This is a genomic window from Allocatelliglobosispora scoriae, from assembly GCF_014204945.1.
GTDB classification, from domain to species: Bacteria; Actinomycetota; Actinomycetes; order Mycobacteriales; family Micromonosporaceae; genus Allocatelliglobosispora; species Allocatelliglobosispora scoriae.
In genome coordinates this window covers 1,123,221-1,147,162 of the sequence record NZ_JACHMN010000001.1, presented here as the reverse complement: position 1 = coordinate 1,147,162, position 23,942 = coordinate 1,123,221, and the positions used below count along the sequence as shown (strand labels likewise).

30 protein-coding genes are annotated in these 23,942 nt (G+C 70.4%); 10 read left to right on the top strand and 20 right to left on the bottom strand.

Going from position 1 to position 23,942, the window contains the following annotated elements; genetic code table 11:
- Positions 1-47: 47 nt before the first annotated feature.
- Together F4553_RS05135 and F4553_RS05130 are read left to right on the top strand one after the other, a co-directional pair.
- A complete protein-coding gene (locus tag F4553_RS05135; RefSeq protein ID WP_184832696.1) occupies positions 48-995 on the top strand; it encodes a TIGR03557 family F420-dependent LLM class oxidoreductase in 948 nt (315 codons plus the stop codon).
- Between the two features lie 45 nt (positions 996-1,040).
- Positions 1,041-1,637, top strand: coding sequence for a DUF998 domain-containing protein (locus F4553_RS05130; protein ID WP_184832688.1), 597 nt, complete (start codon positions 1,041-1,043; stop codon positions 1,635-1,637).
- A gap of 5 nt (positions 1,638-1,642) precedes the next feature.
- Here F4553_RS05130 and F4553_RS05125 read toward each other — a convergent pair whose 3' ends face one another.
- The 9 genes from F4553_RS05125 to F4553_RS05085 all read right to left on the bottom strand — a co-directional run bounded on the left by F4553_RS05125 (position 1,643) and on the right by F4553_RS05085 (position 9,350).
- The gene (locus tag F4553_RS05125) at positions 1,643-2,119 is read right to left on the bottom strand and encodes a DUF6328 family protein (RefSeq protein ID WP_184832686.1); all 477 of its coding nucleotides are present in this window, start codon (positions 2,117-2,119) and stop codon (positions 1,643-1,645) included.
- A 66-nt stretch (positions 2,120-2,185) separates the two neighbouring features.
- Positions 2,186-2,386 carry a hypothetical protein gene (locus tag F4553_RS05120; RefSeq protein ID WP_184832684.1) on the bottom strand — a complete coding sequence of 67 codons (201 nt, stop codon included), beginning with the start codon at positions 2,384-2,386 and terminating at the stop codon, positions 2,186-2,188.
- Positions 2,387-2,520: 134 nt separating this feature from the next.
- Positions 2,521-3,933 carry a hypothetical protein gene (locus tag F4553_RS05115; protein WP_184832682.1) on the bottom strand — a complete coding sequence of 471 codons (1,413 nt, stop codon included), beginning with the start codon at positions 3,931-3,933 and terminating at the stop codon, positions 2,521-2,523.
- Entirely contained in the window at positions 3,923-4,495 is a 573-nt protein-coding gene (locus F4553_RS05110; protein WP_184832680.1) for a hypothetical protein, read from the bottom strand. Before F4553_RS05110 ends, F4553_RS05115 begins: the two co-directional genes overlap by 11 nt.
- 25 nt (positions 4,496-4,520) lie before the next feature.
- Positions 4,521-5,600 carry an AI-2E family transporter gene (locus F4553_RS05105; protein ID WP_184832678.1) on the bottom strand — a complete coding sequence of 360 codons (1,080 nt, stop codon included), beginning with the start codon at positions 5,598-5,600 and terminating at the stop codon, positions 4,521-4,523.
- Entirely contained in the window at positions 5,597-6,037 is a 441-nt protein-coding gene (locus F4553_RS05100; RefSeq protein ID WP_184832676.1) for a universal stress protein, read from the bottom strand. The genes F4553_RS05105 and F4553_RS05100 overlap by 4 nt, the downstream gene beginning before the upstream one ends.
- An 18-nt stretch (positions 6,038-6,055) precedes the next feature.
- Positions 6,056-6,541 carry a response regulator gene (locus F4553_RS05095; RefSeq protein ID WP_184832674.1) on the bottom strand — a complete coding sequence of 162 codons (486 nt, stop codon included), beginning with the start codon at positions 6,539-6,541 and terminating at the stop codon, positions 6,056-6,058.
- Positions 6,538-8,154: a sensor histidine kinase gene (locus tag F4553_RS05090; RefSeq protein ID WP_184832672.1), complete on the bottom strand. Its 1,617-nt coding sequence runs from the start codon at positions 8,152-8,154 to the stop codon at positions 6,538-6,540. Before F4553_RS05090 ends, F4553_RS05095 begins: the two co-directional genes overlap by 4 nt.
- A 5-nt stretch (positions 8,155-8,159) precedes the next feature.
- On the bottom strand, positions 8,160-9,350 hold the full coding sequence (locus F4553_RS05085; protein WP_184832670.1) for a PP2C family protein-serine/threonine phosphatase: 1,191 nt from the start codon (positions 9,348-9,350) through the stop codon (positions 8,160-8,162).
- 296 nt (positions 9,351-9,646) lie between these two features.
- Between F4553_RS05085 and F4553_RS05080 the strand changes: the two genes are divergently transcribed.
- The 3 genes from F4553_RS05080 (at position 9,647) to F4553_RS05070 (ending at position 11,836) form a co-directional block, all read left to right on the top strand.
- On the top strand, positions 9,647-10,381 hold the full coding sequence (locus tag F4553_RS05080) for an ATP-binding protein (RefSeq protein ID WP_184832668.1): 735 nt from the start codon (positions 9,647-9,649) through the stop codon (positions 10,379-10,381).
- A 110-nt stretch (positions 10,382-10,491) separates the two neighbouring features.
- The gene (locus F4553_RS05075; RefSeq protein ID WP_184832665.1) at positions 10,492-11,355 is read left to right on the top strand and encodes a SigB/SigF/SigG family RNA polymerase sigma factor; all 864 of its coding nucleotides are present in this window, start codon (positions 10,492-10,494) and stop codon (positions 11,353-11,355) included.
- Positions 11,356-11,485: 130 nt separating this feature from the next.
- Complete coding sequence (locus F4553_RS05070) at positions 11,486-11,836, top strand: STAS domain-containing protein (RefSeq protein ID WP_184832663.1); 351 nt, start codon at positions 11,486-11,488, stop codon at positions 11,834-11,836.
- 61 nt (positions 11,837-11,897) lie between these two features.
- On the opposite strand, the gene F4553_RS05065 is transcribed toward F4553_RS05070, so the two are convergent.
- Positions 11,898-12,527, bottom strand: coding sequence for a hemerythrin domain-containing protein (locus F4553_RS05065; protein WP_246465821.1), 630 nt, complete (start codon positions 12,525-12,527; stop codon positions 11,898-11,900).
- Positions 12,528-12,650: 123 nt separating this feature from the next.
- Here F4553_RS05065 and F4553_RS05060 point away from each other — a divergent pair, with 123 nt between their 5' ends.
- Positions 12,651-13,991, top strand: coding sequence for a PfkB family carbohydrate kinase (locus tag F4553_RS05060; protein ID WP_184832661.1), 1,341 nt, complete (start codon positions 12,651-12,653; stop codon positions 13,989-13,991).
- Positions 13,988-14,722: a 5'/3'-nucleotidase SurE gene (gene surE / locus F4553_RS05055; protein WP_184832659.1), complete on the top strand. Its 735-nt coding sequence runs from the start codon at positions 13,988-13,990 to the stop codon at positions 14,720-14,722. The genes F4553_RS05060 and surE overlap by 4 nt, the downstream gene beginning before the upstream one ends.
- Positions 14,723-15,055: 333 nt before the next feature.
- Here surE and F4553_RS05050 read toward each other — a convergent pair whose 3' ends face one another.
- Positions 15,056-15,241, bottom strand: a complete 186-nt coding sequence (locus F4553_RS05050) for a CsbD family protein (RefSeq protein ID WP_184832657.1) — start codon at positions 15,239-15,241, stop codon at positions 15,056-15,058.
- A gap of 104 nt (positions 15,242-15,345) precedes the next feature.
- Here F4553_RS05050 and F4553_RS05045 point away from each other — a divergent pair, with 104 nt between their 5' ends.
- Positions 15,346-15,714 carry an SRPBCC family protein gene (locus F4553_RS05045; RefSeq protein ID WP_184832655.1) on the top strand — a complete coding sequence of 123 codons (369 nt, stop codon included), beginning with the start codon at positions 15,346-15,348 and terminating at the stop codon, positions 15,712-15,714.
- A gap of 88 nt (positions 15,715-15,802) precedes the next feature.
- Complete coding sequence (locus F4553_RS05040) at positions 15,803-16,192, top strand: hypothetical protein (RefSeq protein ID WP_184832646.1); 390 nt, start codon at positions 15,803-15,805, stop codon at positions 16,190-16,192.
- Positions 16,193-16,512: 320 nt separating this feature from the next.
- Here F4553_RS05040 and F4553_RS05035 read toward each other — a convergent pair whose 3' ends face one another.
- The 4 genes from F4553_RS05035 to F4553_RS05020 all read right to left on the bottom strand — a co-directional run bounded on the left by F4553_RS05035 (position 16,513) and on the right by F4553_RS05020 (position 19,367).
- Positions 16,513-16,977 carry a DUF4383 domain-containing protein gene (locus F4553_RS05035; RefSeq protein WP_184832644.1) on the bottom strand — a complete coding sequence of 155 codons (465 nt, stop codon included), beginning with the start codon at positions 16,975-16,977 and terminating at the stop codon, positions 16,513-16,515.
- Between the two features lie 19 nt (positions 16,978-16,996).
- Complete coding sequence (locus F4553_RS05030) at positions 16,997-17,194, bottom strand: hypothetical protein (RefSeq protein WP_184832642.1); 198 nt, start codon at positions 17,192-17,194, stop codon at positions 16,997-16,999.
- A 74-nt stretch (positions 17,195-17,268) separates the two neighbouring features.
- Positions 17,269-18,075, bottom strand: coding sequence for an SAM-dependent methyltransferase (locus F4553_RS05025; RefSeq protein ID WP_312875092.1), 807 nt, complete (start codon positions 18,073-18,075; stop codon positions 17,269-17,271).
- A 62-nt stretch (positions 18,076-18,137) separates the two neighbouring features.
- On the bottom strand, positions 18,138-19,367 hold the full coding sequence (locus F4553_RS05020) for a mannosyltransferase family protein (RefSeq protein WP_184832640.1): 1,230 nt from the start codon (positions 19,365-19,367) through the stop codon (positions 18,138-18,140).
- A gap of 107 nt (positions 19,368-19,474) precedes the next feature.
- Between F4553_RS05020 and F4553_RS05015 the strand changes: the two genes are divergently transcribed.
- Positions 19,475-19,720 carry a DUF6458 family protein gene (locus tag F4553_RS05015; RefSeq protein WP_184832634.1) on the top strand — a complete coding sequence of 82 codons (246 nt, stop codon included), beginning with the start codon at positions 19,475-19,477 and terminating at the stop codon, positions 19,718-19,720.
- Between the two features lie 74 nt (positions 19,721-19,794).
- On the opposite strand, the gene F4553_RS05010 is transcribed toward F4553_RS05015, so the two are convergent.
- The 5 genes from F4553_RS05010 to F4553_RS04990 form a co-directional block, all read right to left on the bottom strand.
- Positions 19,795-20,475: an SDR family NAD(P)-dependent oxidoreductase gene (locus tag F4553_RS05010; RefSeq protein ID WP_184832632.1), complete on the bottom strand. Its 681-nt coding sequence runs from the start codon at positions 20,473-20,475 to the stop codon at positions 19,795-19,797.
- Between the two features lie 69 nt (positions 20,476-20,544).
- Positions 20,545-21,339 carry an ABC transporter permease gene (locus tag F4553_RS05005; protein ID WP_184832622.1) on the bottom strand — a complete coding sequence of 265 codons (795 nt, stop codon included), beginning with the start codon at positions 21,337-21,339 and terminating at the stop codon, positions 20,545-20,547.
- A complete protein-coding gene (locus F4553_RS05000) occupies positions 21,336-22,295 on the bottom strand; it encodes an ATP-binding cassette domain-containing protein (RefSeq protein ID WP_184832620.1) in 960 nt (319 codons plus the stop codon). Before F4553_RS05000 ends, F4553_RS05005 begins: the two co-directional genes overlap by 4 nt.
- Before the next feature lie 95 nt (positions 22,296-22,390).
- Positions 22,391-23,236 (bottom strand): DUF4097 family beta strand repeat-containing protein, encoded by an 846-nt coding sequence (locus F4553_RS04995; protein ID WP_184832612.1) that lies wholly within the window; start codon positions 23,234-23,236, stop codon positions 22,391-22,393.
- An 85-nt stretch (positions 23,237-23,321) separates the two neighbouring features.
- Positions 23,322-23,834: a hypothetical protein gene (locus tag F4553_RS04990; RefSeq protein ID WP_184832610.1), complete on the bottom strand. Its 513-nt coding sequence runs from the start codon at positions 23,832-23,834 to the stop codon at positions 23,322-23,324.
- Positions 23,835-23,942 lie beyond the last annotated feature (108 nt).

Genomic DNA, 23,942 nt, shown 5'->3' with positions numbered 1-23,942 from the left:
CTGATCTGTCCGGTTATTGCAGTGCCATGACCGGGTATGGAGCTGATATGAAAATCGGACTTTTCCTCTCCAGCGAGGAGTACGCGCCCGCCGACCTGCTCGCGCAGGCCAGGCTCGCCACCGAGCTCGGCATGCACGGGCTCTCGATCTCCGACCACTTCCATCCGTGGGGCGACGCGCAGGGGCAGAGCCCCTTCGTCTGGTCCATGATCGGTGCGCTCAGCCAGATCGGCGACCTGCCGATCCTCACGGCCGTCACCTGCCCCACCGTGCGCATCCACCCGGCGGTCATCGCTCAGGCCGCGGCGACGAGCGCCGTGCTCACCGGCGGACGCTTCACGCTCGGCATCGGCAGCGGGGAAGCCCTCAACGAGAGCATCCTGGGCGGTCCGTGGCCCAACACAGCCGTCCGGCTGGAGATGCTGGAGGAGGCGGTCGAGGTGATGCGGGCGCTGTGGACGGGGGAGGTCGTGACCCACCACGGCAAGCACTACACGGTCGAGAACGCCCGCATCTACACGCTGCCGCAGGCGCCGCCGGAGGTCTACGTCTCCGGGTTCGGTCCCCGCGCCACCGAACTCGCCGCCCGCATCGGCGACGGCTACGTCACCACCAGCCCGGACCGGGAGCTGATCGGCCTGTTCGCCGAGAAGTCGGGCGGCAAACCCGCCGTCGCGTGCGGCAAGGGCTGCTTCGCGCCGACGGCGGACGAGGCGGTCAAGATCGCCCACAAGCTCTGGCCCAACGCCGGCCTACCCGGCGAGCTCAGCCAGATCCTCCCCACTCCGGCCCACTTCGACCAGGCCGCCGCCCTCGTCACCGAGGAGATGGTGGGCAAGGCGTTCCCGTGCGGCCCGGATCCGGTCAAGCACATCGCGGCGGTCCGCGCCTATCAGGACGCGGGGATCGACGAGCTCTACGTCGCGCCGGTCGGGCCGCACTACCGCGAGCTGATCGAGCTCTACGCCCGCGAGGTCCTGCCCGCGGTCAAGTAGACGGCCGCCGCGATTCAGAGCGGTGCCGGGGACTACGGTCGACCGGTGAGACGACGGGGCACGGCGGCGGCGGCGTTCGCGGCGGGGGCCACGGGCCTCGTCGGGCTCGCGGTGGCGGTCTGGCCGCACGGCGTACACGGATATGTGAGCGAGTCCGGCGTCCCCGGCACCGCCCGCGCGGATCTCTACCTGCTCAGCATCGTGTTGATCGCGGTCGCGGCGGCGCTGCTCGCGGGCGCCCTGTGGCCGGTCTGCCGCCAGGCCGGTGCGCTGCTGCTCGCAGCGGCACCGGCGATCGGGCTATCCGGCGCGGTGACCTGCACCGACGGGTGCCCGCTGCCGCCCTATGACCCGACGACGGCCCAGGATCTCCTGCACGCGGGCGCGAGCATCGCCGGGGTGGGTTTCTCGGCGCTGGCGATGCTCGCGGTGGCGTGGTGGCCGACCGGCCGGCTGCGCCCGATCGCCCGCGCCGGGGTCGCCGTGGCCTGGCCGGTGCTGGTGGCGACCGCCGCCTGCATGGTCTTCGTCGGCCGCAGCGGCGTGACGGGGGTCCTGGAACGCCTCGGCCTGCTGGCGTGCGTGGCCTGGATGCTCGCGACTGCCGTGGCGATCGCGGTCGACCCGCCCCGGCCAGGCTGACCCGGTCAGTCGTCCAGGACCTTGCGGAAGCGGTGCATCGCCGGCAGGACATACCACAGGCCCAGGTAGAGCACCCCGAGGATGGAGCTGAGCCACACCGCCCAGGTCAGTCCGGCGACCACGTCGACGACGAGCAGGATGGCACCGATGATCGCAAGCATCAGCGCGAAGATGCCGATCTGCGCCAGCCGTGAGCTGACCTGCACGACCTCCTCCTTGAGGCCCTGGCGGAACACGAGCCGGTGGAAGCTCACCGGCGCGATGATCGTCGCGGCCGCCACCGCCGCCGCGACGAGCGCCGCGATGTAGAGCCAGTGCTGCAGGCCGCTCAGCGCGCTGAATCGCGCCGAGAAGGGCAAGGTCAAGAGAAACGCGAACAGGATTTGTACGCCGGTCTGCGCCACCCGCAGTTCCTGCAGGAGTTCGGCGAAGTTGCGGTGGAGGCGCTGCTCGGCGGTCTCACCGGTCTCGGGGTCGGACATGACGCTCCTGAGGGGATGGTGAGGGGACGCCCCCTCGCACGGCGGCGTCCCCTCGGATGGTGGCTATCAGCGGAACTTGCGCTCGAACTCGCCGAACTGCGCGATGGTCGGCACGTCGAACGCGTCGCCTTCCGGCGTGGTGGTCGGTTCCGGTTCTCCGGTACCGCTGTTCACCTGCGCGTCGACCTCGTTCCGGTCGACATCGGTCTCGGCGGGTTCGAGCTGGTCGGACTCCTCCGCGCGGTAGCGGGGATCGGGATGATCCATGGTCTCTCCTCCCTCCGTGCGCGTCCCGGGGGGAGCCGGGGCGCATGGAGGACATACCCCTACGGGGCGGCGGAGAAACGTCGCGGGCCGCGTCCTCCTCGAGAGGAAGGCGCGGCCCGCGACGTGGCAGGTGCTCAGCCGGGCAGGACCCGGTCGACGAACTTGCGGTACTGCTGCACCGCGACACGCAGCTGCTCGGTGTCGCCGCCATCGGCGGACTGCCAGCTGTCGAGCTCCCGCTGACGCTCGGCGAGGGCCGCCGTGAGTGCCCGAACGGCCTCATCGACCAGCTCCTTGGCCTGTCCGGCAGCGCCGCGCGGGTCGTCCACGAAGTGGAGCAGCACCTGCTGCCAGCGCTGACGCAGATCGTCGGCGTTGCCGACGGGGAGGAGCCCGTCGTGCTCGACCGGGGCCGGGGCGGCCTCATCGGTGTCGTCGGCGCCGGTGGCCGCGACCGCTCCCGCGGCGGCGGCCGAGGCGGCGACGGCCGCAGCGGTGGCGTCGACCGCGGCGGACTGCGCCTCGGGCGTGGCCGGCTCCGGCGTCACATCGGCCGCGAAGGCATCGGTGCCGGGGATGACGTCGGCCGGTGTCGCAACGGGCTCGGGGACGACGTCATCGGCGAAGGCCACCGGCTCGGCCGGCGCCTCGTATCCGGTGACGGGCTCGTCCTCGGTGACCGGCGCGTCCACGACGGACTCCGGCTCGGGGGCGGCCCAGGCGTCGACGACATCGGCGGACTCGTCGCCGACCTCGTCGTCCTCATCGGCATCCGCTGCGGGCGTTGCCGCCTCGTCGGCGGGTGCCAGGTCGGACGGGAGGATCTCGGCGTCCGCGACCTCGGGGGAGTCCTCGGCGTCGGCGCCCGTGAACGTCTCGTCGACCGGCGCGAAGGCGTCGACCGGTGTCAGCGGCTCCGCGTCGGGGCCCGGCGCGTCGGTGAACTCCGCCTCCGCGGTCTCGTCGGTGCTGTCGAGACCCGCCTGCACCGGCTGGATGTCGCCGTCGACCGGCTCGGCCGCGTCGTCGAGCTCGTCGTCGGTGACCGCGTCGTCGATCGGCTCGACGCCGGGCTCGTCATCGGCGTCCGCGTCGATCGGCTCGGCGTTCGCGTCGATGGGCTCGGCGTCCAGGTCGGCTGCGCCGTCGATCGGCTCCGCGTCAGTGTCGGCGTCGTCCGCGTCCTCGACGAGGGCGGCCGGAGCGTCCGGGTCGACCGCTTCGGCGTCGATCGCCTCGACGGCCTCGTCCTCGCTGATCTCGTCGTCGGCGAGCTCAGCGGCGTCCTCGGGCTCCGCCGTCTCCGCGGCGTCCTCATCGGACTCCGCGTCGGCCTGGTCGGTCAGCTCGTCGGTCGTGCTGCCGGGCTCGCCGTCCTGCTCCGCGTCGTGCTCGGTGAGGAATCCCTCGTCGAGCGGGTCCTGTGGGGGGATGACCGCGGCCGGGGCGTCGTCGGCGTGGAAGACGGCGTCGCGGTCGTTGAGGAGGGCGGGCTCGCCGTCGATGTAGTCCTGGTCGTGGGGGCGGTGGGCGATGTCATCGGGCATCGTGGGTGACTCCTTCTGCGTGGTGGCCGGTGGTGACGGGGTCCTGGCCGAGCAGCTCGGCGACGAGCTGCCGGTAATCGATGATCGCGTTGCGGAGGTCCTCCGTCGCAGCCTCACCACGTTCGCTGCGCGCGCTGATCTCGTGAGCCTCCCGGTAGGCGGACAGGGTGCGGGAGTGCTCGACGGAGAGGTGTGCGAGCTGGTCGTCGTAGCTGCCGACGGGGTAGCCGATCTCCTGGATCAGCCGGGTGACGAGCTCGTCGGCGTCCTTGACCGACGCCGCGGGCTCCTCGACGAACCTGGCCTGGATCTCCTGCCAGTCGTCGGCGTAGCGGTCACGGGTGTCGGCGTCGAGCTCCTTGAGCGTCAGCTCGGCGTGCCGGCTCACCCGTTCGCGAAGCTCACGCTCCGCGGCGAGCTTGCTGTCGGACTCGGCGACCGCGCGGTCGTACTCCGGGCCGAAGCGTTGGCGTAGTTGGCGCCGGCGGAGCAGGAACCACCCGCCTAGTGCGACGACGGCGAGCACGACGATCAGGACCAACAGTGTCTGGATGGTTGTCATTTCAATCTCCTCTCCGTCGTGGTGATTACCCGGTGGTCTCGGCGTCTAACCGGGATGCCGGCTGCGGGTCGGTGCGGGGCTGGACGATCTGAACGTCGTTCGGCTCCGACCTGGCCTTATTGATCAGTGCCTTCGCGGCGGCGACGAGCGGAATCGCCATCAGCGCACCCATCAGGCCCAGGACGCTGGCACCGACGAGACCGGCCAGGAGCACCGCCACGGCGGGCACGTCGACCGCGTTGCGCATGATCCTCGGCGCGATGACGTAGTTCTCGATCTGCTGATACAGGATGAAGAACGCCAACGTCAGCACGGTGGTGAGCCAGCCGTCGGAGGTGGCGGCGGCGACGAGCACGCAGACCGCTGCCCCGATCGTCGCGCCCACGAGCGGGATCATGTCGGCGATCGCGACGATCACGGCGAGCGGCAGTGCGAAGGGCACGCCGAGCGCGAGCAGGGCGGCGAAGGTGACGGCCCCGGCGATCAGCGAGATGACCACGTTGCCGATCATGTAGGCGCCGACCTTGTCGACCACGACGGTAACGCCGCGCTGCACGCTGAGGCGGTTGCGCTCGGGGAAGAGGCGCACGAAGCCGAGCCGGATCCGGGGCAGGTCCAGCAGGAAGTAGATCGTGAGCACCACGACGAGCAGGACCGACAGGACCGCGCCGAGGAACTGCGAGGCGAACCCGGCCGCGTCGTCGGCGAGCAGATCGGGCAGGCTCAACAGGTAGGTCTCGACCTTCTCGGGCAGGCCGAGCCGGACCCGGGCGTCGTGCAGGTAGCCGGGGAAGTCGGAGCCGAGGGCCGTCGCCTCCCGGACCAGCGGGGTCACGACGAAGATGACGAAGGCCGCGACCATCAGCACCAGGATGGTGAGTGTGATCGTGACCGCCCAGGGTCGGCCGATCTTGCGCAGGACGAGCCAGCGGACCAGCGGGTCGAGGCTCACCGCGAGGAACAGCGCGACGAAGACCTGGACCAGGACACCTTGCGTGAGGTAGAGGGCACCGACGACGGCGAGCACCGCGACGACGCCCAGGCTCACGCCCGCCCCACGCCGGAAGAGCTCGGGCAGCGTGGGGCGGGTGTGCGGCTGGGTCATGTCGGTGTGCCGGCGACGATGACGACGATGGGGCAGTTGGCCCGCGCGGAGACCTTGCGGCCGAGCTTGCCCAGGCCGAGGTCGGCGATGGAGCCGTTGCCGTTGTCGCCGAGCACCAACAGGGCCGCGTCGGCGGACTCGCGGATGAGTGCCTCGGCACCACCGCTGGGCACGACAGCGGTGGTGACCTGCAGTGCGGGGCAGATCGCCAGGACAGCCGCCTGCGCCTGTGCGACTATCGTCTCACCGGCGGCGATGTGCTCTGGCGGCACCACGAACTCGAATGTAGCCAGATCCCCGACGCTGTCAAGACCATGCACTATCCTCAATGGACGGTCTTCGCGCTCGGCGGCGCGAGCGGCCCAGCGGACCGCGAGATCCGAGGCTGCCGATCCATCGACGCCTACAATTACAGGTGCGTTCGGGCCCTTCTCCATGGGCCCGGTGTTACCCGATCAAGGGGTCGGTGAAACTCCGCCCGCGCGAGGCCCGTACGAGGGCAGCTTCACCACGGTGACGAAGAACTCATCGATCTGACGCACGACGTTGATGAATGTTTCGAAGTCGACGGGCTTGGTCACATATGCGTTGGCGTGCAGGCGATAGCTGCGCAGGATGTCCTCCTCGGCCGCCGACGTGGTCAGCACGACCACCGGAATATGGCACAGTTCGGGGTCCTGCTTGATCTCCAGCAGCACCTCGCGACCGTCCCGCCGGGGCAGGTTGAGGTCGAGCAGGATCAGGTCCGGTGTCGTCGCGTCCGCGTACCCGCCCTCCTTGCGGAGATAGGCGAGGGCGTCGACGCCGTCGTTGACGACGTTGAGCCGGTTGCCGACCTTGTGCTCCTCGAACGCCTCGCGCGTCATCAGCACGTCGCCCGGGTCGTCCTCGACGAGGAGCACATCGATCGGGGTGGACTCGCGGGCGAACAGCTGCGTCATACGGTGAGCTCCTTGGCGGACGCGTCCGGCGACGCGTTGGGTAGGTCCTGCTGACCTGGACGGTACTCGGTGGGTGCGCCCGCGAGCGAGGCGAGGTTGGGCTGGACCGGCAGCGTGAAGACGATCGAGGCGCCGGTCGTCACGTCGGTGTCGACCCAGATGCGGCCCTCGTGGTACTCGATGATCTTCTTCGCGATCGCGAGCCCGATGCCCGTACCCGCGTAGGAGTCCTTCGCGTGCAGGCGCTGGAAGATGACGAAGACCTTCTCCGCGTAGGCGGCCTCGATGCCGATGCCGTTGTCGGTGCAGGTGATGCGCCATTCGTCGCCGTGCCGCTCCGCCGAGATGTGCACCTGCGGGGTGACCGCCGGCTTGTGGAACTTGATCGCGTTGCCGATGAGGTTGGTGACGAGCGCGGCGAGCAGCGGCGCCTCGCCCCAGACGGTCGGCAGGCTGTCGGTCGTCACCCGTGCCTCGGTCTTGGCGATCACGTACTCCAGCTGCGCGACGCTGTCGGCGACCACCTGGTCGAGGTCGACCTCGGTGAAGCCCTCCGAGGTGCGCCCGATCCGGGAGAAGGCGAGCAGGTCGTTGATGAGCTGCTGCATCCGCTGCGCACCGTCGACGGCGAAGGCGATGTACTGGTCCGCCTTCTCGTCGATGCTGCCGGCGTAGCGGCGCTGCAGGAGCTGGCAGAAGCTCGCCACCTTGCGCAGCGGCTCCTGCAGGTCGTGCGAGGCGACGTAGGCGAACTGCTCCAGATCGCGGTTGGACCGCGCCAGCTCCGAGGCGCGCAGCTCCAGCTCGGCGTTGAGCCGCTGCATCTGGGCAAGGTCCGCCGCGATCCGCTGCCGCATCGCGTCGACGTCGCGGGCGAGGTACGCGACCTCGGGCGCGCCGTCCATCACGATCGGTTTCTCGTATTCGCCGCTCGCGACCGACCGCACCTGCGCGGCGACCTGGGTCACCGGTCCGGTGACGAGGCGACGGAGGCCGACCAGGGTGATGATCCCGCTGACCAGGACGATCCCGGCCGCGATGAAGAGCAGCACGACGACCCGTTCGCTGCTGTGGCGCGCCTCCGCCGCGAGCGCCTCGCGGTAGACCCGCAGCCCCTCCTGCAGCGTGACGACCGCCGCACGGATGGCGTCGAAGCGCTGCCTGGCGGCGTCGTTGACCAGTGCCCGGGCGCCGGCCAGGTCGCCGCGGCCACCGGCGGCGATCACGGGGGCCGCGACGGCCGTCCGCCAGGACTCGGTCCGGGTGGTCACCTCGCGGAGCTGGTCACGCAGGTCCGGCCGGTCCGTGAGGGCCGCCTCGATCTGGCCGGTGAGCTCCTTCGCCGCCACGATCCCGTCACGGTAGGGCTGGAGGTCGTCGGCGGCGCCGCTGACGGCGTACCCCCGGATGCCTGTCTCCTGATCGACGACCTTGGTCATGAGCTGCTCGGACGTGGTGCGGACCGGGCCGATCCGGTTGAGTGCGGCGTCGACCGCCTCGCGGCTCTTGCTCGCCTCGACCGCGGTGGCGACGGCGATCGCCGTGAGCAGGAGCGTCGTCGCGAGGGTGAGCATGGTGACCCGGGCGCCTAGGGTCAGCCTGGAGGTGTTCATCGTGCTCAACCTTTCACACGGGCGGAGACGAGCAGCATCGCGATGTCGTCGGCGAGCGCGCCCCCGTTGAGCTGTTCGGCCCGCCGGGCCAGGTGGGCGGGGAGCTGCGCCGGCTCCGGCAGCCCGGGGCTGGTGAGCATCCGGCAGAGCCCCTTGACGCCCAGGCGCTCGGCGCCCGAGTAGCCCTCGATCAGCCCGTCGGTGTAGATGAGCAGTTGCCAGTCGTCAGCGGTCAGGTCGATGACCGTGTGGATGTCGGGCGAGCCGCTCACGACGCCGAGCACCGGCCGTCCCGATCTCCCGACGGTCGCCGCCGTGCCGCCCGTGATGAGCACCGGCGCGGGGTGCCCGGCGAGCCGGACGGTCGCGCTGCGCGCCTCCAGGTCGATCGTCACCATCGCGGCCGTGGCGAAGATCTCGGGCTTGCGCCGCTCGCTCTCGAGCACCTGCTCGAGGGTTCCGAAGATCTTCTCATCGGGTACGCCGGCCAGCACCAGCGCGCGCCAGGCGACCCGCAGCTCCACCCCGAGCGCGGCCTCGTCGACCCGGTGCCCGGCGACGTCGCCGACGATGAGGTGGACCCGTCCCGGTGAGGCCTGGACCGCGTCGTAGAAGTCGCCGCCCAGGACCCCGTCGCGGCCGGCCCGGTAGAACGGGACGATGTCGAGCGAAGCCCCGGTGGCGAGGGGCTGGGGCAGCAGGCCCCGTTCGAGGCGGGCGGACTCGGCGTGGCGGAGCTCCGCCTCCTGCAGTCGCATCGCGTCGGCGTCGGCCCGCTTGCGCTCCACGGCGTAGCGCACGGCGCGGGCCAGGACCAGACCGCTGACCTGGCTCTTGAGCAGGTAGTCCTGCGCGCCCCGGCCGACGGCGGCGACGGCGAGGTGCTCGTCCTCCAGCCCGGTGAGCACGCAGACCGGCAGGTCGCAGACCTCCAGGAGCTTTTCGAGGGCGGCGAGCCCGTGCGCGTCGGGCAGCCCGAGGTCCAGCAGCACGCAGTCGGCGTCCGCGACCATGGTGCGTGCCTGCGCGATGCTGTTCGCCACGGCGACGTCGATGGCGGCGGAGGCCTCGTCGAGAAGTTCGGTGACGAGGAAGGCGTCGCTGGGGTCGTCCTCCACGAGCAGCAGCCGCAGCCTCTTCACGGCGACGGCTGTCGGCCGGGGCGGCGGCTCGACGAGGGGTGTCGGCCAGGTCATGCGGTGGACCTCCGTGGGGGTGTACGCAGGAGCGAAGGGCTGCGCAGCCAGAGTCTTCCCTGCACCGCCCGCCTACGCAAACGTTGTTCATGAGGTAAGGCGTACCCTGTGTTTACTCGACGGTGGCACGCATAGTCAGCCCACACTGTGGGCAAACCTGTGACATGGCCGTTCGTTGTGCAAATGCAACGGCCCGCGTAAGTCACGCGGGCCGGTTCCGTCGCGAGATCGCTCAGGGGAGATACGTGTCTGACCGCGACTACGGTGCCGAGACGGCCGCTAACCGGGGTGAGGTCATGCACGCAGACCAGCGCACGGAAAGTCCCTGGGCGGTGCTGGTGGGCACCGACCCGGTCGCGGTCGTGCAGGTGGGCGGGGCGATCCAGAGGGGTCAGAGCGCGCGCCTGTGCCAGCAGATCGTGGAGGTCGTCGGTGCGCAGTCCGGTGGGGCTGTGCTCGATCTCACGGAGCTGACGCATACCCCGCAGGCACCGCCGGAGGCGCTCGCGCCGCTGCCGGGCCTGTTCCGCGCCTTCGCCGGCCGGGTGGTCGCCATCTGCGGCAGGCCGTCCTGGCTGCGCCCGCCGAGGCTGCCGGGCTTCCGCGATCAGGCCGAGGCGACCCGCCACGTGCTCGCCGCGGATGAGCCGCTGCAGTTGAAGGTGAGCTTCGAGCGGGTGCTCGAGGCGTCGTCGGCGGGCAGGCAGCTCGTCACCGACGCGTGCGAGGAGTGGGACCTGCCGTCGGCACTCACCGGGCCCGCTCAGCTCGTCGTCACCGAGCTCGTCAACAACGCGATCCTGCACGCGGGGACAAGCCTGTCGCTAACTGTGACTCAGCTCACAGATTCGCTGCACATCGCGGTGCACGACGGCAGCACCGTCCTGCCGGCGGTCCGCCGTCCAGCGGCCGGACCGCTTCCTTCCGCAGGTCGAGGGCTTACGCTGATAGAAGCGTTCGCTTCCGCGTGGGGTGCGACCGGGTTGGCCGATGGCAAGATCGTCTGGGCGGAGCTCCAATTCTCCCGATGAAATTTCCCAAGCCATAGGTTTAGCCCATCCGCGGGACGGGTAGTCACCCGGCACGAGGCGCCCACGGCGCCTCGTGCACGATCCGACCAGCGGTTGCAGGAGGTGGCACGGTGAGTACACAGACTGGGCATGCGGTGGGGACAGAGGCCGTGACGGTGGAGCCTGCGGTGTCGAGCGGCGCGACCGCCGGACACCCGCTCCAGACCGCCTTCGCCCGCGACGAACACGTCGAGATCTCGCTCCTGACGCTCCTGTCGACCCTCCCGGCGGGCCACCCGGAGCGCCTCGACATCCGCAACCGGCTGATCATGCTCTACGCGCCGCTCGCGAAGCACTTCGCCCGGCGGATGTGCCACAGCGAGGAGTCGCTGGAGGACATCCAGCAGGTCGCGATGATCGGGCTGATCAAGGCGGTCGACGGCTTCGACCTGCAGCGCGGGGTCGCCTTCACGGCGTACGCGTCGCCGACGATCATCGGTGAGATCAAGCGCTACTTCCGCGACAAGGGCTGGAGCCTGCGGGTCCCGCGCCGGCTCAAGGAGCTCAAGTCCGAGATCGCCAAGGCGCTGGAGGTGCTGTCGCAGCGCGACGGCGTCCGCCCCGGCGTGCCGGAGCTCGCCGAATACCTCGGCGCCTCCCAGGAGGACGTCGCGATCGGCCTGGAGCTCGGCACCGCGCAGCGGGCCATCTCCCTGCAGACCGTGATCGGCTCCGCCGCCGGCCAGCCGATCGAGCTCGGCGAGCTGCTCGGCGGCGACGACCCGGCGCTGGACTCGGTGGAGAGCCGGATGCTGCTGCGCGACGCGCTCGCCAAGCTGGGCGACCGCGAGCGGAAGATGATCGCGCTGCGGTTCCTCGACAACCGCACCCAGACGGAGATCGCCGAGACGTTGGGCATCTCACAGATGCACGTGTCGCGCCTGCTCACCAAGGCGCTGGCCAAGCTGCGGACCGAGTTGGAGCACAGCGCATAACCAGACTGTGTGGCACGAACGCCACAGGACGCCGGTGCCGTGAGGGCACCGGCGTCCTTTACGCATCCCCTCGCGTAGGATCACAGCGGCCCAAGCGAGGAATGGTCCTGAGCACGGATTGTGAGCCGGAATGTCACTGGTAGTGAATGTCGAGCTACGCGATGAGATCGCCATCGTCGAAGTCGAGGGCGAGCTCGACATCGCCACGGTTCCGCAGGTGGACGCCGCGTTGACGGCGGCGCTGGCGGACAACCGTCCGGCCGTCGTGTTCGACTTCACCAAGCTCTCCTTCTGCGACTCCACCGGGCTGCGCCTGCTGGTGCGGGCGCACCAGGAGCTCGAGGCCCGCAGCGGGGCGATGGCGATCGGCGGTGCCACCGCGATCGTCGCTCAGGTCCTAGAGGTCAGCGGGCTGGCGGAGATCTTCGGCTGCGTACCCACCGTGGAAGCCGCCGTGGCCGCCGTGAGCGCGCCCCGCTAGGGCGACCCGGACATGCGGAAGGGCCCGGCCACCCTTGCGGGTGGCCGGGCCCTTGCGGTTCCTACAGGTCTTCGGGGTAAACCTTGCGGCCGGCCATCGCGTCGCGGACCTTGTCGATCGCGCCCATCGCTGGGTCGACCATCCAGTTCCACGGCGGCCGGGACGGCGTCGACGGGTGCGGGCGGGTCGGGGCGGCCTCGTTGTCCATCGCCACCCGGTTGCCCAGCCGGACCAGCTTCTCCCGGGTCACGTGCTGCTCCAGCTCCGGCAGCATCTGAGCGCCGACCACGTGGGTGTGCCGCTGCAGCCGGGCGTCGAGCCGGGCGAGCAGACTGTCGAACTCCGGTGCCGCGACGTCGGTCGACTCCAGGGCCATCAGCTCCCGCAGGGTCGCCGTGTCCTCGGCGATCTCCGTGTCGGCGAGCGACTTGCCGTTGGGGAGCACCGAACGAGCGGTGGGGTAGAGGTCCTGCTCCTCGGCGGAGAGGTGGCGGCTCAGCGCGGCGGTGAAGATCGTCGCGACCTTGGCCCGGCGCTCCGGCTCGGTCTCCCCGGCCATCAGCTCCACCATCAGCTTGTCGAGCTCGCGGTGCTCCTCGTCGAGCACCTCGACGATGGAACGACCACCGAACTCCTCCGGCGGGTTCAGTGCATCGAGACCAGCGAGCTGTTCTCCGTCGTGGGGCATCATCGGAAATCCTCCATTCGTGAGTCTAGGGCTGACGGGATCATGCCCAGGGGCAAACGGCGCCAAACGCATCGTGAAGACGGCCACTTGGGCTTCAGCCGCCCCCGGCCGGGGTAGGAAGAGGACATGACAGACGAAGTCCTGGTCTTCGAGCCGGCACCGATGCTCACCATCACGATCGAACGGCACGGAGAGGTTCCCGAGATCCACCTGCACGCGGGCGGTCAGGGTGTCTGGCAGGCCCGCATGATCTCCACACTCGGCTGCCCGGTCGTGCTCTGCGCGCCGCTGGGCGGTGAGAGCGGGCGCGTGCTGGAGTCGCTGCTCGCATCGGAGGACGTCCGGCTGCGGACGGTCGCGACCGAGGGCACCTCCGTCTCCTACGTGCACGACCGCCGCGACGGCGAGCGCAACGAACTCGCCCGCAGCGGCGCCAGCGCGCTGACCCGCCACGAGATGGACGAGTTCTACGGTCTCGCGCTCGCCGAGGGGCTGAGCGCGCCGGTGAGCCTGCTCAGCGGCACCCCCGACCCGGTCATCCTGCCGCCGGATATCTACCGGCGGCTCGCCGGGGATCTGACCCGCAACGGCGGCCGGGTCGTCGTCGACCTCAGCGGCGATTACCTGCGCGAGGCCCTCGCAGGCGGCCTCACCCTCGTCAAGGTCAGCCACGAGGAGCTGATCGCGTCCGGCCGGGCGACCGGCGACAGCGAGGAGGAGCTGGTCGCAGCCCTCTACCAGCTGCACGACGAGGGCGCCGAGGCGGTCGTGGTGAGCCGGGCGGAGCTGCCGGCTCTCGCCTACCTCGACGGCGCCGCATACCGGGTGCTCGCACCGGAGCTGGAACCGGCCGACCATCGCGGTGCCGGCGACTCGATGACGGCGGGCGCGGTGGCGGTGCTGGCCCGCGGCGGCGACCTCGCCACCGCGGTGCGTACCGGAGCCGCCGCCGGTGCGGTCAACGTGACCAGGCACGGGCTCGGCACCGGCGAGGCCGAGGTGATCGCCCAGGTGCTGGAGCGGGTCACCCTGGAACGGATCACCGCGCTGGCACGAGGAGTGACGAGCGAAGCGAGGAGCCCCGCAGGGCGCGCCGAAGATGCCGCGCTGGCACGAGGAGTGACGAGCGAAGCGAGGAGCCCCGCAGGGCGCGCCGAAGATGCCGCGCTGGCACGAGGAGTGACGAGCGAAGCGAGGAGCCCCGCAGGGCGCGCCGAAGATGCCGCGCTGGCACGAGGAGTGACGAGCGAAGCGAGGAGCCCCGCAGGGCGCGCCGAAGATGCCGCGCTGGCACGAGGAGTGACGAGCGAAGCGAGGAGCCCCGCAGGGCGCGCCGAAGATGCCGCGCTGGCACGAGGAGTGACGAGCGAAGCGAGGAGCCCCGCAGGGCGCGCCGAGGACAGCGTCGGCACCCCTCGTGAAGTGAGTCCGCAGCAGCTCGCCGACGATCTGAAGGTGCAGCCGTGACCCGGGTCCTCATCACCAACGACGACGGCATCGACTCGCCGGGCCTGCACGCCCTGGCCCGGATGGCCGCCGCGCAGGGCTTCGACGTGGTCGTCGCGGCCCCGGCGTCCGACACCAGCGGCGCCAGCGCGTCGCTCACCGCGGTCCAGGAGTCCGGGCGCATCGTCACCACCCGCCGCGAGCTCCCGGACCTGCCCGACATCGCCGGGTACGCCGTATCGGCCTCACCGGCGCTCATCGCGCTGATCGCCACCCGGGGTGCCTTCGGTCCGCCCCCGGATCTCGTCCTGTCCGGCATCAACCGGGGCGGCAACATCGGCCACGCCGTGCTGCACTCCGGCACGGTCGGCGCCGCCCTCACCGCGAGCGCGCAGGGCTGCCCGGCGCTCGCCGTCTCGCTCGCGTCGGAGTGGGCTGCCGACGGCACCGAGTCGCACTGGGAGAGCGCCGCCACCGTCGCCGCCGGGCTGCTCGCCGAGGCCCTCGCCGCCCCGCCGGGGGTGGTCCTCAACGTCAACGTGCCGGACCTGCCTTTCGACAAGGTCGGCGGGGTGCGCCGGGCCACCCTGGCGGCCTTCGGGATGGTGCAGACGAGCGTGGAGGCGGGTGACGGCTTCGTGCGGATGACGATCGCCGAAGCGAAGGAGACCCCTGTTCCGGGGACCGACGCGGCGGCGCTCGCCGACGGCTACGCCTGCGTCACACCGTTGCGCGCGATCACGGAGGCGTGAACGGTCGAAGGGGCGGACCGGATGACCGGTCCGCCCCTTCGCTCATGCGTCTATATCTGCGCCGGAGGGTTCACTTCCGGCGTACCCCCTGGGCTGGGGCTGGGTAGTTCGGCGGGCTGCGTGTTGTGCGGACGGCGCTCGCGCTCGTCCTCCTCGGTCGGGTAGTCGCGGTTCAACGGGTCTGGCAGCTCCGCCGGATCGCGTGGCTCCAGGGGAGCGGGTCGCTTCAGCGGCGGGCGAGGCTTGGGCCTCTCCTGGTCGTTCATGATCGAACCTCCTGGTCACCGACACGGCAGGGGCGGCCCGAGCGGGCCGCCCCTGACTGGCTGGATCCTAGCGGCCCATGACGTCTTTCGCCGCGTCCTTGACCTTCTCGCCAGCCTGCTTCGCCGAGGCACCGGCCTGATCGAGCTTGCCCTCGGCCTCGAGACGGTCGTTGTCCGTCGCGTCGCCGAGAGCCTCCTTGGCCTTACCCTTAACATCCTGCGCGGTGTTGGCGATCTTGTCCTGGATACCCATGACATGCTCCTTTCGGCCTTAACAGCTACCTTCGATGCCTTACCCGGGGCTCCCACCAGCCAAACCAGGTTTTGTCTCCGCCCCGACCGGGTAGACAGACAGGTATGACATATGCGACGAACACCACCTTCGAGGCGCCCCCGGAGATCGTCTTCGACGCGCTCACCGACCCGATCGGCATGGCCCGGTGGCTGCCCGACGACGTCTCCCGCAACCCGGTCGGCACCGGGCGGATGCAGGTGGCTCAGGCCGCCGGGGAACCCGCGGCGATCGGTCCGGCGGAGGTGGGCATGACCTATCTGCCGGCACCGGAGCGGGCCTGGGTCGCGGCGGTCGTGATCGCGCCGCTGCCCGCGGGCGGCACCAGTCTGGAGGTCACGGTCGAGCCCGCCGGGGAGAAGGCCTCGTCACTCGTGGAGGCGGCCCTGACCGGTCTGCACCGCGAGATCGGCGAACGATTCACCACCGGATGATCGATCAAGCGTTTGCGGTGCCCCGGCGGCGGGTAACGGCCGTAGCAGAACACCTTAAGCCCACGACACATCACTGGAGGATCCAATGATGATCACTCGCCGACAGGACGCCGACGTACGCCGGGCCTGGGATGAGCTCGTGGCGACGCTCACCTCGGCTAAGGAGACCACCGTCGATCAGGCCAAGGGCCTGTTCAACGATGCTCAGGACACCGTCTCCGACACGCGTCGGGTGGCGAGCCGCAGGCTGCACAACGCAGCCGGTGCGCTCGCCGGACGGCCCACCCCGCCGAGGTGGGGGCTCATCGCGGTGGCCGGAGTGGTGGGGGTGGCGGTTGGCGCGGCGGCGATCGTCGCGGCCGCCAACCTGCTGACCCGCTCCCGCAAGGCTGTGGAGATCGAGGAGCAGATCCTCGGTGCCGATGAGATCCTCTCCCCGGCCGAGCGCGACCGGATCATCTCCTCTCCCAAGAGGTAGATCCACCGCAGGTCCGCGCCCCGGTCACCGCACCACCGGTGACCGGGGCGCAACCATGTCATGATCGCCCCATCTTTGGCGAAAACGGTGCGATCAAGGGTCATGATCAGGCCAACTTCGCCAAAGATGGCCTGATCTTGGGAGGGAAGCTCGTGCGCGAGTGGGCCCGTGCCCTCGTGCGCGTCGCGGAGTGGGTTGCCCTCGCCTGCGCGGACGGATGGGACCAACTCTTGAAGAGTTGGTCCCAGACAGGAGCAACTCTTCAAGAGTTGCGGCGATCTTGAGCGGCGGACAAGCGCGACGCGCCGGACTGGTGTGGGTCAGGCGGCGGCTCGGTGGTGGCGGTAGCGCTCCTCGGACCGGGCCAGCTCGGCGGGGCCGGTTCTGGTGTAGAGGCCGGCGCAGACGAGGAACATGCCCAGGACCATCCCGACGGCGGCCGCGCCGACGGTGAAGTTGAGCTTGTTGGCACCGCTGTTCACCATCGCGAGCTGCATCAGCGACCCGATGACCATGACCCCGCCGCCGCCGAGCGAGACCAGGTGGACGAGGTTGCCGCCGAGGATCGACGCGACGAGGACCGCGCCGCCCACGATGACCGTCAGGAGGCCGAAGGCCAGGTTGGTGTGCAGGCCGAAGACGGTGACGTCACCCCGGTCGAAGAACGGATCGCCCCAGGCCCGGATCAGGCTCAGCACCCCGAAGACGAGGACCGCGAGGCCGATCAGGGCGGCGAGCACCCGGTAGGCGCCGCGGAGCGGATGGTTGACGGGCATATGCGACATGGCGCACCTCCACCGTGCTCTACCGCACCGGGTTGCCGGTCGGCCAGGTCATCGGAGTCTCGGTGGGGGCGTGGTCGTAGGCCGCGGAGATGTTCTGCGCGACCTGCTGCGGACTGATCCGGGCGGCGACCGCCGCGAGCTCGATCTTCACCGCCGTGATGCTGTCCGGATTGCCGTGATCGTCGTCGGGGTTGCCGTTACCGCAGCTCACACACATGATCAGACTCCTCTCCTCCACCTCAGTGTGACGGTCGCCGAGGAGGACCGGGGGAGAAGGGGACAAATCGGCGGTCAGGGCTTCTGGCCGACCCCGCCGTAACCGGAGTAGACCGGCGGTGCGATGGCGGACTCGGCCTCGTCGGGGCGCCAGATCTCCATCGGCACGAGACCGGGCTCGACCAGGGGGAAGTCGGCGAAGAACGCCGCGATCTCGGCGTGCGAGCGGAACGCCATCGGGCTGCCGCTGCGGGCGTAGAGCCCGGCGATCCGGTCGGCCTCGTCGGCGAGCCCGTCCCGGCTGGCGTGGGAGAGCGCGAGGTAGCTGCCGGAGGCCACCGTCTGCAGGATCTCGTCGATGATCGCCATCGGGCCGATGCCGTCGGACACGAAGTGCAGGAGGCCGAAGAGCAGGACGGCGACCGGCTCCTTGAAGTCGATCAGGCAGCGCAGGTCCCGGTGCCGGAACACCTGCCGGATCTCTGTGATGTCGCCCTGCACGACGGCGGCACCGGGGTTGCCGACGAGCATCACCCGGCTGTAGAGCACGGCCATCTCGTCGTGGTCCACATAGACCACCCGCGCGCCCGGGTCGATCGACTGGACGATCTGGTGCACGTTGCCGACGGTCGGCAGGCCCGAACCGAGGTCGACGAACTGCCGGATCCCGGCGTCGCTGAGGAAGCGCACCACACGGCCGAGGAAGGCGCGGTTGAGGCGGGCGACCTCCGGCAGGGCCGGATAGGTGGCGATGACCCGCTGCGCCATCTCCCGGTCGGCCGGGTAGTTGTGGCTGCCGCCGAGGTAGTAGTCGTACATCCGGGCGACGTTCGGCCGGTCTGTCGCCAGCCCGTCGGGGGCCCCGTCGTCCCAGGTCTGCACGCGCTCATCCTGCGGCTGCCGACGAGCAAAGTCAACGAGCCGGACGGGTGATACGTCTGGTTTCACGCCACGAACTGGTTCTGCACGAAACTGATGATCATCGCTCCCTGGAGCATCAGCGCACAGAAGACATAGACCCGGTGGAGGTGTGGATTGCGGCCCATCCGCCCGAGCACCATGAAGGCCGGAATGCACTCCAGCACGTAGCGCCACAGTGAGCTGAGCGGGTAATAGGTCGCCAGTGGATGGGTCAGCGGCAGCAGCACCACCATCGTCGCGAAGATCACCAGGTAGGCGTACTCATGGCCGAGCTTCCAGGGGCCGACCAGCGCGAGCACCAGCAGCGTGAGCGTCACCACCGCGGCGGTCAGGTTGGCGATGTTGCGGATGTCGTCGGGGTGCAGGTACGAGTTGGTCGAGCCGAGCATCTCGAAGATCTTCCCCGCGGTCGTCCACGGCCACTCGAACTCGGCCCGCGACCAGGCCTCCTGCGCCTTGAGGAAGGCCGTCGGATTCCCCAGCTCCGCCGCGCAATAGGCCATATAAGCAAACAACCCGCCGGGTACGAGCACCGCCGCCAGCACGTTCCACCGGATCCGGCGCCAGGAGAACCCGGCCTGGCGGAGGTACTCGTAGGCGAAGGCGAGCCCGAGCAGCACCCCGGCGAGCCGGGTGGCGCTCGCGAAGCCGGCGAGCAGCCCCGCCCACCACCACTGCCCGCGCCGCATGCAGTAGAGCGACCCGGCCGCCAGCGCGATGAACAGCGACTCGTTGTAGGCGGCCAGCAGGTAGAAGGCGGTCGGGAAGGCCATCAGGTAGAACACGGTCCGCCGGGCGTCGTCCTCGCCGAGGGCGCCGACGGTCAGCCGGTGGATCACGGTGAGCGCGGCGATCGTCGCCAGCGACGAGACGAGCAGCGCCGCCACGATCGTGTTGTCGGGCACGAGGGGGGCGATGCCGCGTACCAGCATGGGGTAGAGCGGGAAGAACGCGGCCGCGCGGTCGTCGGCGTGGTAGCCGACGTCGGCGATGAGCAGGTACCACGTCGTGTCCCAGCGGTGCCACAGGTCGAAGAAGGAGCTGACCGACGTGGACGGGTCGCCGGCCTTGGCCGGGAGGTCCTGATAGGGCAGCCAGGAGACCGCCGAGAGCAGGACGCAGGCGGCGAAGGCCGCGGCCCAGGTCGAGACGCCGGTGATGAGGGAGGGGCGCCACTGCAGCCAGGCTCCGGCCTCGGCGGGGGCGGGCTCGGCGGAGGCGGGCTCGGGAGCGCTCAGGGTGGGTTCGGCCACCGGGGGAGTATGCCAGCCCGGACTCGAATTAGGGGGAGTATCCCGGTCCATGGCGGGGTATCAGAGGGGTGGGCCGCCATCCGTCGCGCCCGAGAGGAGCAAAGACCATGGGTATCGGTGCCAGTGTATTTCTGCTAGCCCTGGGCGCGATCTTCACGTTCGCCCTGGACGTCAAGGTGGGCTGGCTTGACCTGGACGCTGTCGGCTGGATCCTGATGGCCGCCGGGGCGTTCGGTCTCGTCTTCACCCTGATGCTGATCAACCGCCGTCGCAGCACGGCGGTCGTGACCCGCGACCCCGCCACGGTCACCCACGTCGAGGAGCGCACGGACATCCCCACCGAGCTCCGCTGACCCCCGTTACGTTGTGCAGCAAAGCGTGCCCTAGACCGCGGTCTAGGGCACGCTTTGCTGCACAACGTAACGGCTCAGACGGGGATCTGGGCGCCGCGGATCGCGGCCGACGCGTCCGAGCAGAGGAACCGGATCGTCTCGGCGATCTGCGCCGGAGCCGTCCAGCCGGTCCGGTCCGCGTGCGGCATCTCCGCCCGGTTGGCCGGGGTGTCGATGATCCCCGGCAGGATCGTGTTGACCCGCACGTGCTGGGAGGCGTATTCGGCGTGCAACGCCGCCGCGAGCCCGAGCAGAGCGGTCTTCGAGGTGATGTAGCCCGACGCGCCGGGGAAGGGTCGCAGCGCCGACTGGGCCGAGACGCAGACGATCGACCCGCCGCCGTTGTCGATCAGCACCGGCAGCGCCGCCTGGCAGACCAGGTACGCCGGGCGCAGGTTGATCCGCAGCAGCCGCTCGAACTCCTCGATCGGCGTCTCGTGCAGCCGCCCGCCCATCGCGAAGCCGCCCACGAGGTTGACGACCGCCCGTAGCGGCGACGCGCCGTGCCCGCTCGCCGCCGCGACGCAGGCCTGCACCGCGTGCGGATCGAAGAGGTCCGCTTCGATCGTGGTGAGTTTGTCGTCCTCGGGCAGCCGCTTCAGCTCCGCCGCCGACCGGTAGGGCACGACGACCCGCCAGTCGTCGGCGAGCAGTCCCGCCGTCACCGCCGAGCCCAATCCGCCGGTCCCGCCGGTCACCAGAACAGTCCGTCCCACGCGGGCCAGCCTAGAACCACGCCAGGCGCGCCGGACGGGATCATCATCCGGCGCGCCGAGGCTCGTCTGTCAGCGCGGCGAGGGGTCGCGCTTGAACAGAGCCCGCGCCCACACGTAGCCGCCGAGCGCGATCGCCGCGCACCACCCCGCCGCGATGATCGCGTTGTTCCCCACCGGCGCCCCCGCCAGCAGCGCCCGCAGCGTCTCGATCATCGAGGTGAAGGGCTGGTACTCGGCGAACTGCCGCAGCCCGGCCGGCATCGACTCGGTCGGCACGAAGGCGCTGCCGAAGAACGGGAGCAGCAGCAGCGGCATCGGCAGGTTGCTCGCCGTCTCCACGCTCTTGGACACCAGGCCCAGGGCCACGCAGAGCCAGGTCATGGCGAAGGCGATCATCGCGAGTACGCCGACCACGCCCGCCCATCCCAGCAGGTCGGCGTCGGGCCGGAACCCGATCAGCACCGACACCCCGGCGACGATCGCCACGCAGAGCATGCCCTGCGCCATGCTGCCCAGCACGTGCCCGGTGAGCACGGAGGAGCGGGCGATCGCCATGGTGCGGAAGCGGGCGACGATGCCCTCGGTCATGTCCATCGCCACCGAGATGGCGGTGCCCTGTGCCGCGCTCGCCAGGGTCATCAGCAGGATCCCGGGCACCACGTAGTTGAGGTAGTCGGACCGGCTGCCCGATCCGCCGCCGAGCCCCGCTCCCATCGTGCCGCCGAGGACGTAGACGAAGAGCAGCAGGAAGACGATCGGCATCCCCGCGAGCATGAGGGTGAGCGACGGGTAGCGCTTCATGTGCCGCAGGTTGCGCCGGAACATCGTCGACGAGTCGCGGACGGCCATCGTGAGTGTGCTCATCGCAGTGCTTCCTCAGCTTCCTTCTGGGGCTGGCCGGTGAGGGCCATGAAGACGTCATCGAGATCGGGGGAGTGGGTGGCGAGGGACGCGACCTCGACCGACGCGCCGTCGAGCCGGTCGAGCAGGGCCCGCAGCGGGCCGACCCCGCCGTCGTGGGGGACCTGGAGGGTCAGCTCGCCGCCGGTGCGGGCGGTGTCGCCGAGGGCGAGTGCCGCCGCCGCGAGGGCTGTCTCGTCGGCGAAGTGCAGGCTGATGTGCCCGCCGGGGATCTGCCGCTTGAGCTCGGCCGGCGTGCCCTGCGCGACGAGCTTCCCGTGGTCGAGCACGGCGATCCGGTCGGCGAGGACATCGGCCTCCTGCAGGTACTGCGTGGTGAGGAAGATCGTCACCCCGCTCGCGGCGAGGTCGCGGATGATCTGCCACATGGTGTGGCGGCTGCGCGGGTCGAGGCCCGTGGTCGGCTCGTCGAGGAAGACGACGCGGGGGTCGCCGACGAGGCTCATCGCCAGGTCCAGCCGGCGGCGCATGCCGCCGGAGTAGACCGAGGCGAGCTTGCGGGCCGCGTCGACCAGGTCGAACTTCTCCAACAATTCGGCGGTACGCCGTCGGCCGGCCGCCCGGTCCAGGTGGTGCAGATCGGCCATGAGCATCAGGTTCTCCTCGCCGCTGAGCAGCCCGTCGACGGCGGAGAACTGTCCGGTGACGCCGATCGCGGCGCGGACCGCGTCGGGTGCCCGGTGCAGGTCGTGGCCGCCGATGGTGGCCGCTCCGCTGTCGGCGCGGATCAAGGTGGAGAGGATCTGCACCGTGGTGGTCTTGCCGGCGCCGTTGGGGCCGAGCATGGCGAAGATGGTGCCCTCGTTGACGTGGAGGTCGATCCCGTCGAGGACCACATGGTCGCCGTAGGACTTGCGCAGACCGGTCGCCGTGATGGCGTACCGAGGGGTGGGTGTCATTGTCGCCTCATTTCATTATTTTTCGAACGTCATGCGGGCGTGCGCCATCACCGGAGCGACCGTGCGCGGTCTCCGGGCAGAGCTGGCGGTTGTTTCTAGCTGCGGCGGATCACGATGTCGCCGAAGCTGGTGCGGGCGCGGATCTCCACGCGCTCGTCCTGCTGTGCCGGTGCGTCCACGGCTGAGAGCCGGTTGTGCACCTTGCCGGCCGACGTGTGCAGGTCGAGCAGGGCGGCGGTGCCCTCGCGGATGCCCACCTCCAGCTGGCCGAGCGAGGTCGTGACCGAGACCGCGCCACGGACGACCTCGCCGATGCGCACGTCGCCGTTGGAGCTGCTGGCGGTGACGTCGGCTCCGGCCCGGTCGACGAGGATGCTGCCGTTGGCGGCCTTCACCCGCAGGTCGCCGGCGACGGTGCCGATCCAGGTGTCGCCGTTGCTGTTCTTGACCACGGCGGTGCTGCCGAGCACCTCGCACCGCACCCGGCCGGATCCGCAGCTGATCTGGGCGTCGCCGTCGACCTGGCGCAGCACGATCGTGCCGATCGAGGTGTTGAGGTCGAGGGTGCCGGTGTGGTCGAGGTGGACATCGCCCGCCGCGGTCTTGACGCGGCAGTCGCCGAACTGCCCGGTGCCGTGGATCGATGCCATCGCGGCGTCGGCCTGCAGGCGGGAGCCGGTCGGCAGGGCGATCGTCACGTCGACGGATCCGGCCTTGCCGAAGAGGCCGAGGGTCCGTTGCTTGGCTGATTTGACGAGGAGGCGGCCGTCGGCGAACTCGACGCGGATGAGCTCCGCCGCGCGGACGTCCGCTTCGACGGCGGCGTTGCTCGGGCGGACCTCGACGACGGTGTCGCCGCGGTCGCTCGCCGTGATGCGGGCGTCGCCGACCGCGAGATCGATCGTGGCCGAGATCGGACCGGGTGTGGTGAATGTGGGCATGGCAGAGTCACCCTCCTGATGGGCGGTTCGACGTCCCTGGTCGGGACGGGTGTCGTGGAAGAAGACGCGGTGCCGGCGAGGCCGGTCAGCGCACCCAGCCGTTGTAGCGGTTGCCGACGCCCGTCCAGGCGCCGGGCGAAGCCGGTTGCGGGGGCTGCACGGCGGTGGTGGCGGCCCGGACGAGCCAGGCGTTGACCGAGAGGCCGTCGCGGGTGGCCGCCTCCTCGATCCGGCCCTTGAGCTGGTCGGAGAGGCGGAAGTTGATGCGCGAGGTCGCGCCGTCGTCGGTCTCCGGCGGCACCGGGGCGGAGCTCTGCGCCGCAGGCCCGGGCTCCCCGGCGAAGGAGGTGTCCGACGGTGGTGGCGTCACGAGGAAGCTGGGCTCGCGCCCGCGCAGGCGGAGCTCGACGGAGCCCGGTGCCAGATCGAGCGTGATCTCGTCGGCTGCTGCGGCGAGGGCGTCGAGCAGTGCCAGTCGGAACGCCGACTCCAGTGGGCCGGTGAGCCGCTCGGCCAGTGCCCGAGCCTCGTCACCACCGAGCTCGGCTGCGTCCGCAAGCTCTCGGCAGACGTTGTCGACATACGGCGTGAGGTTCATGGCACCATCATGGCACCACGATGGCGCCACTGCAAGTAGATTTGGCTCAACGATGGCGTCACACGTGTTGATCAGGGCGGAACCGGGTCGCCGCGCATGGAGGCGGCC

Bases quoted from the DNA above. Each gene is read 5' to 3' on its own strand.
- F4553_RS05135 (WP_184832696.1), top strand. From the start codon at position 48: ATGAAAATCGGACTTTTCCTCTCCAGCGAGGAGTACGCGCCCGCCGAC.
- F4553_RS05125 (WP_184832686.1), bottom strand. From the start codon at position 2,119: ATGTCCGACCCCGAGACCGGTGAGACCGCCGAGCAGCGCCTCCACCGC.
- F4553_RS05120 (WP_184832684.1), bottom strand. From the start codon at position 2,386: ATGGATCATCCCGATCCCCGCTACCGCGCGGAGGAGTCCGACCAGCTC.
- F4553_RS05115 (WP_184832682.1), bottom strand. From the start codon at position 3,933: ATGCCCGATGACATCGCCCACCGCCCCCACGACCAGGACTACATCGAC.
- F4553_RS05110 (WP_184832680.1), bottom strand. From the start codon at position 4,495: ATGACAACCATCCAGACACTGTTGGTCCTGATCGTCGTGCTCGCCGTC.
- F4553_RS05105 (WP_184832678.1), bottom strand. From the start codon at position 5,600: ATGACCCAGCCGCACACCCGCCCCACGCTGCCCGAGCTCTTCCGGCGT.
- F4553_RS05100 (WP_184832676.1), bottom strand. From the start codon at position 6,037: ATGGAGAAGGGCCCGAACGCACCTGTAATTGTAGGCGTCGATGGATCG.
- F4553_RS05095 (WP_184832674.1), bottom strand. From the start codon at position 6,541: ATGACGCAGCTGTTCGCCCGCGAGTCCACCCCGATCGATGTGCTCCTC.
- F4553_RS05090 (WP_184832672.1), bottom strand. From the start codon at position 8,154: ATGAACACCTCCAGGCTGACCCTAGGCGCCCGGGTCACCATGCTCACC.
- F4553_RS05085 (WP_184832670.1), bottom strand. From the start codon at position 9,350: ATGACCTGGCCGACACCCCTCGTCGAGCCGCCGCCCCGGCCGACAGCC.
- F4553_RS05080 (WP_184832668.1), top strand. From the start codon at position 9,647: ATGCACGCAGACCAGCGCACGGAAAGTCCCTGGGCGGTGCTGGTGGGC.
- F4553_RS05070 (WP_184832663.1), top strand. From the start codon at position 11,486: ATGTCACTGGTAGTGAATGTCGAGCTACGCGATGAGATCGCCATCGTC.
- F4553_RS05065 (WP_246465821.1), bottom strand. From the start codon at position 12,527: ATGATGCCCCACGACGGAGAACAGCTCGCTGGTCTCGATGCACTGAAC.
- F4553_RS05060 (WP_184832661.1), top strand. From the start codon at position 12,651: ATGACAGACGAAGTCCTGGTCTTCGAGCCGGCACCGATGCTCACCATC.
- F4553_RS05050 (WP_184832657.1), bottom strand. From the start codon at position 15,241: ATGGGTATCCAGGACAAGATCGCCAACACCGCGCAGGATGTTAAGGGT.
- F4553_RS05045 (WP_184832655.1), top strand. From the start codon at position 15,346: ATGACATATGCGACGAACACCACCTTCGAGGCGCCCCCGGAGATCGTC.
- F4553_RS05040 (WP_184832646.1), top strand. From the start codon at position 15,803: ATGATCACTCGCCGACAGGACGCCGACGTACGCCGGGCCTGGGATGAG.
- F4553_RS05035 (WP_184832644.1), bottom strand. From the start codon at position 16,977: ATGTCGCATATGCCCGTCAACCATCCGCTCCGCGGCGCCTACCGGGTG.
- F4553_RS05030 (WP_184832642.1), bottom strand. From the start codon at position 17,194: ATGTGTGTGAGCTGCGGTAACGGCAACCCCGACGACGATCACGGCAAT.
- F4553_RS05015 (WP_184832634.1), top strand. From the start codon at position 19,475: ATGGGTATCGGTGCCAGTGTATTTCTGCTAGCCCTGGGCGCGATCTTC.
- F4553_RS05005 (WP_184832622.1), bottom strand. From the start codon at position 21,339: ATGAGCACACTCACGATGGCCGTCCGCGACTCGTCGACGATGTTCCGG.
- F4553_RS05000 (WP_184832620.1), bottom strand. From the start codon at position 22,295: ATGACACCCACCCCTCGGTACGCCATCACGGCGACCGGTCTGCGCAAG.
- F4553_RS04995 (WP_184832612.1), bottom strand. From the start codon at position 23,236: ATGCCCACATTCACCACACCCGGTCCGATCTCGGCCACGATCGATCTC.
- F4553_RS04990 (WP_184832610.1), bottom strand. From the start codon at position 23,834: ATGAACCTCACGCCGTATGTCGACAACGTCTGCCGAGAGCTTGCGGAC.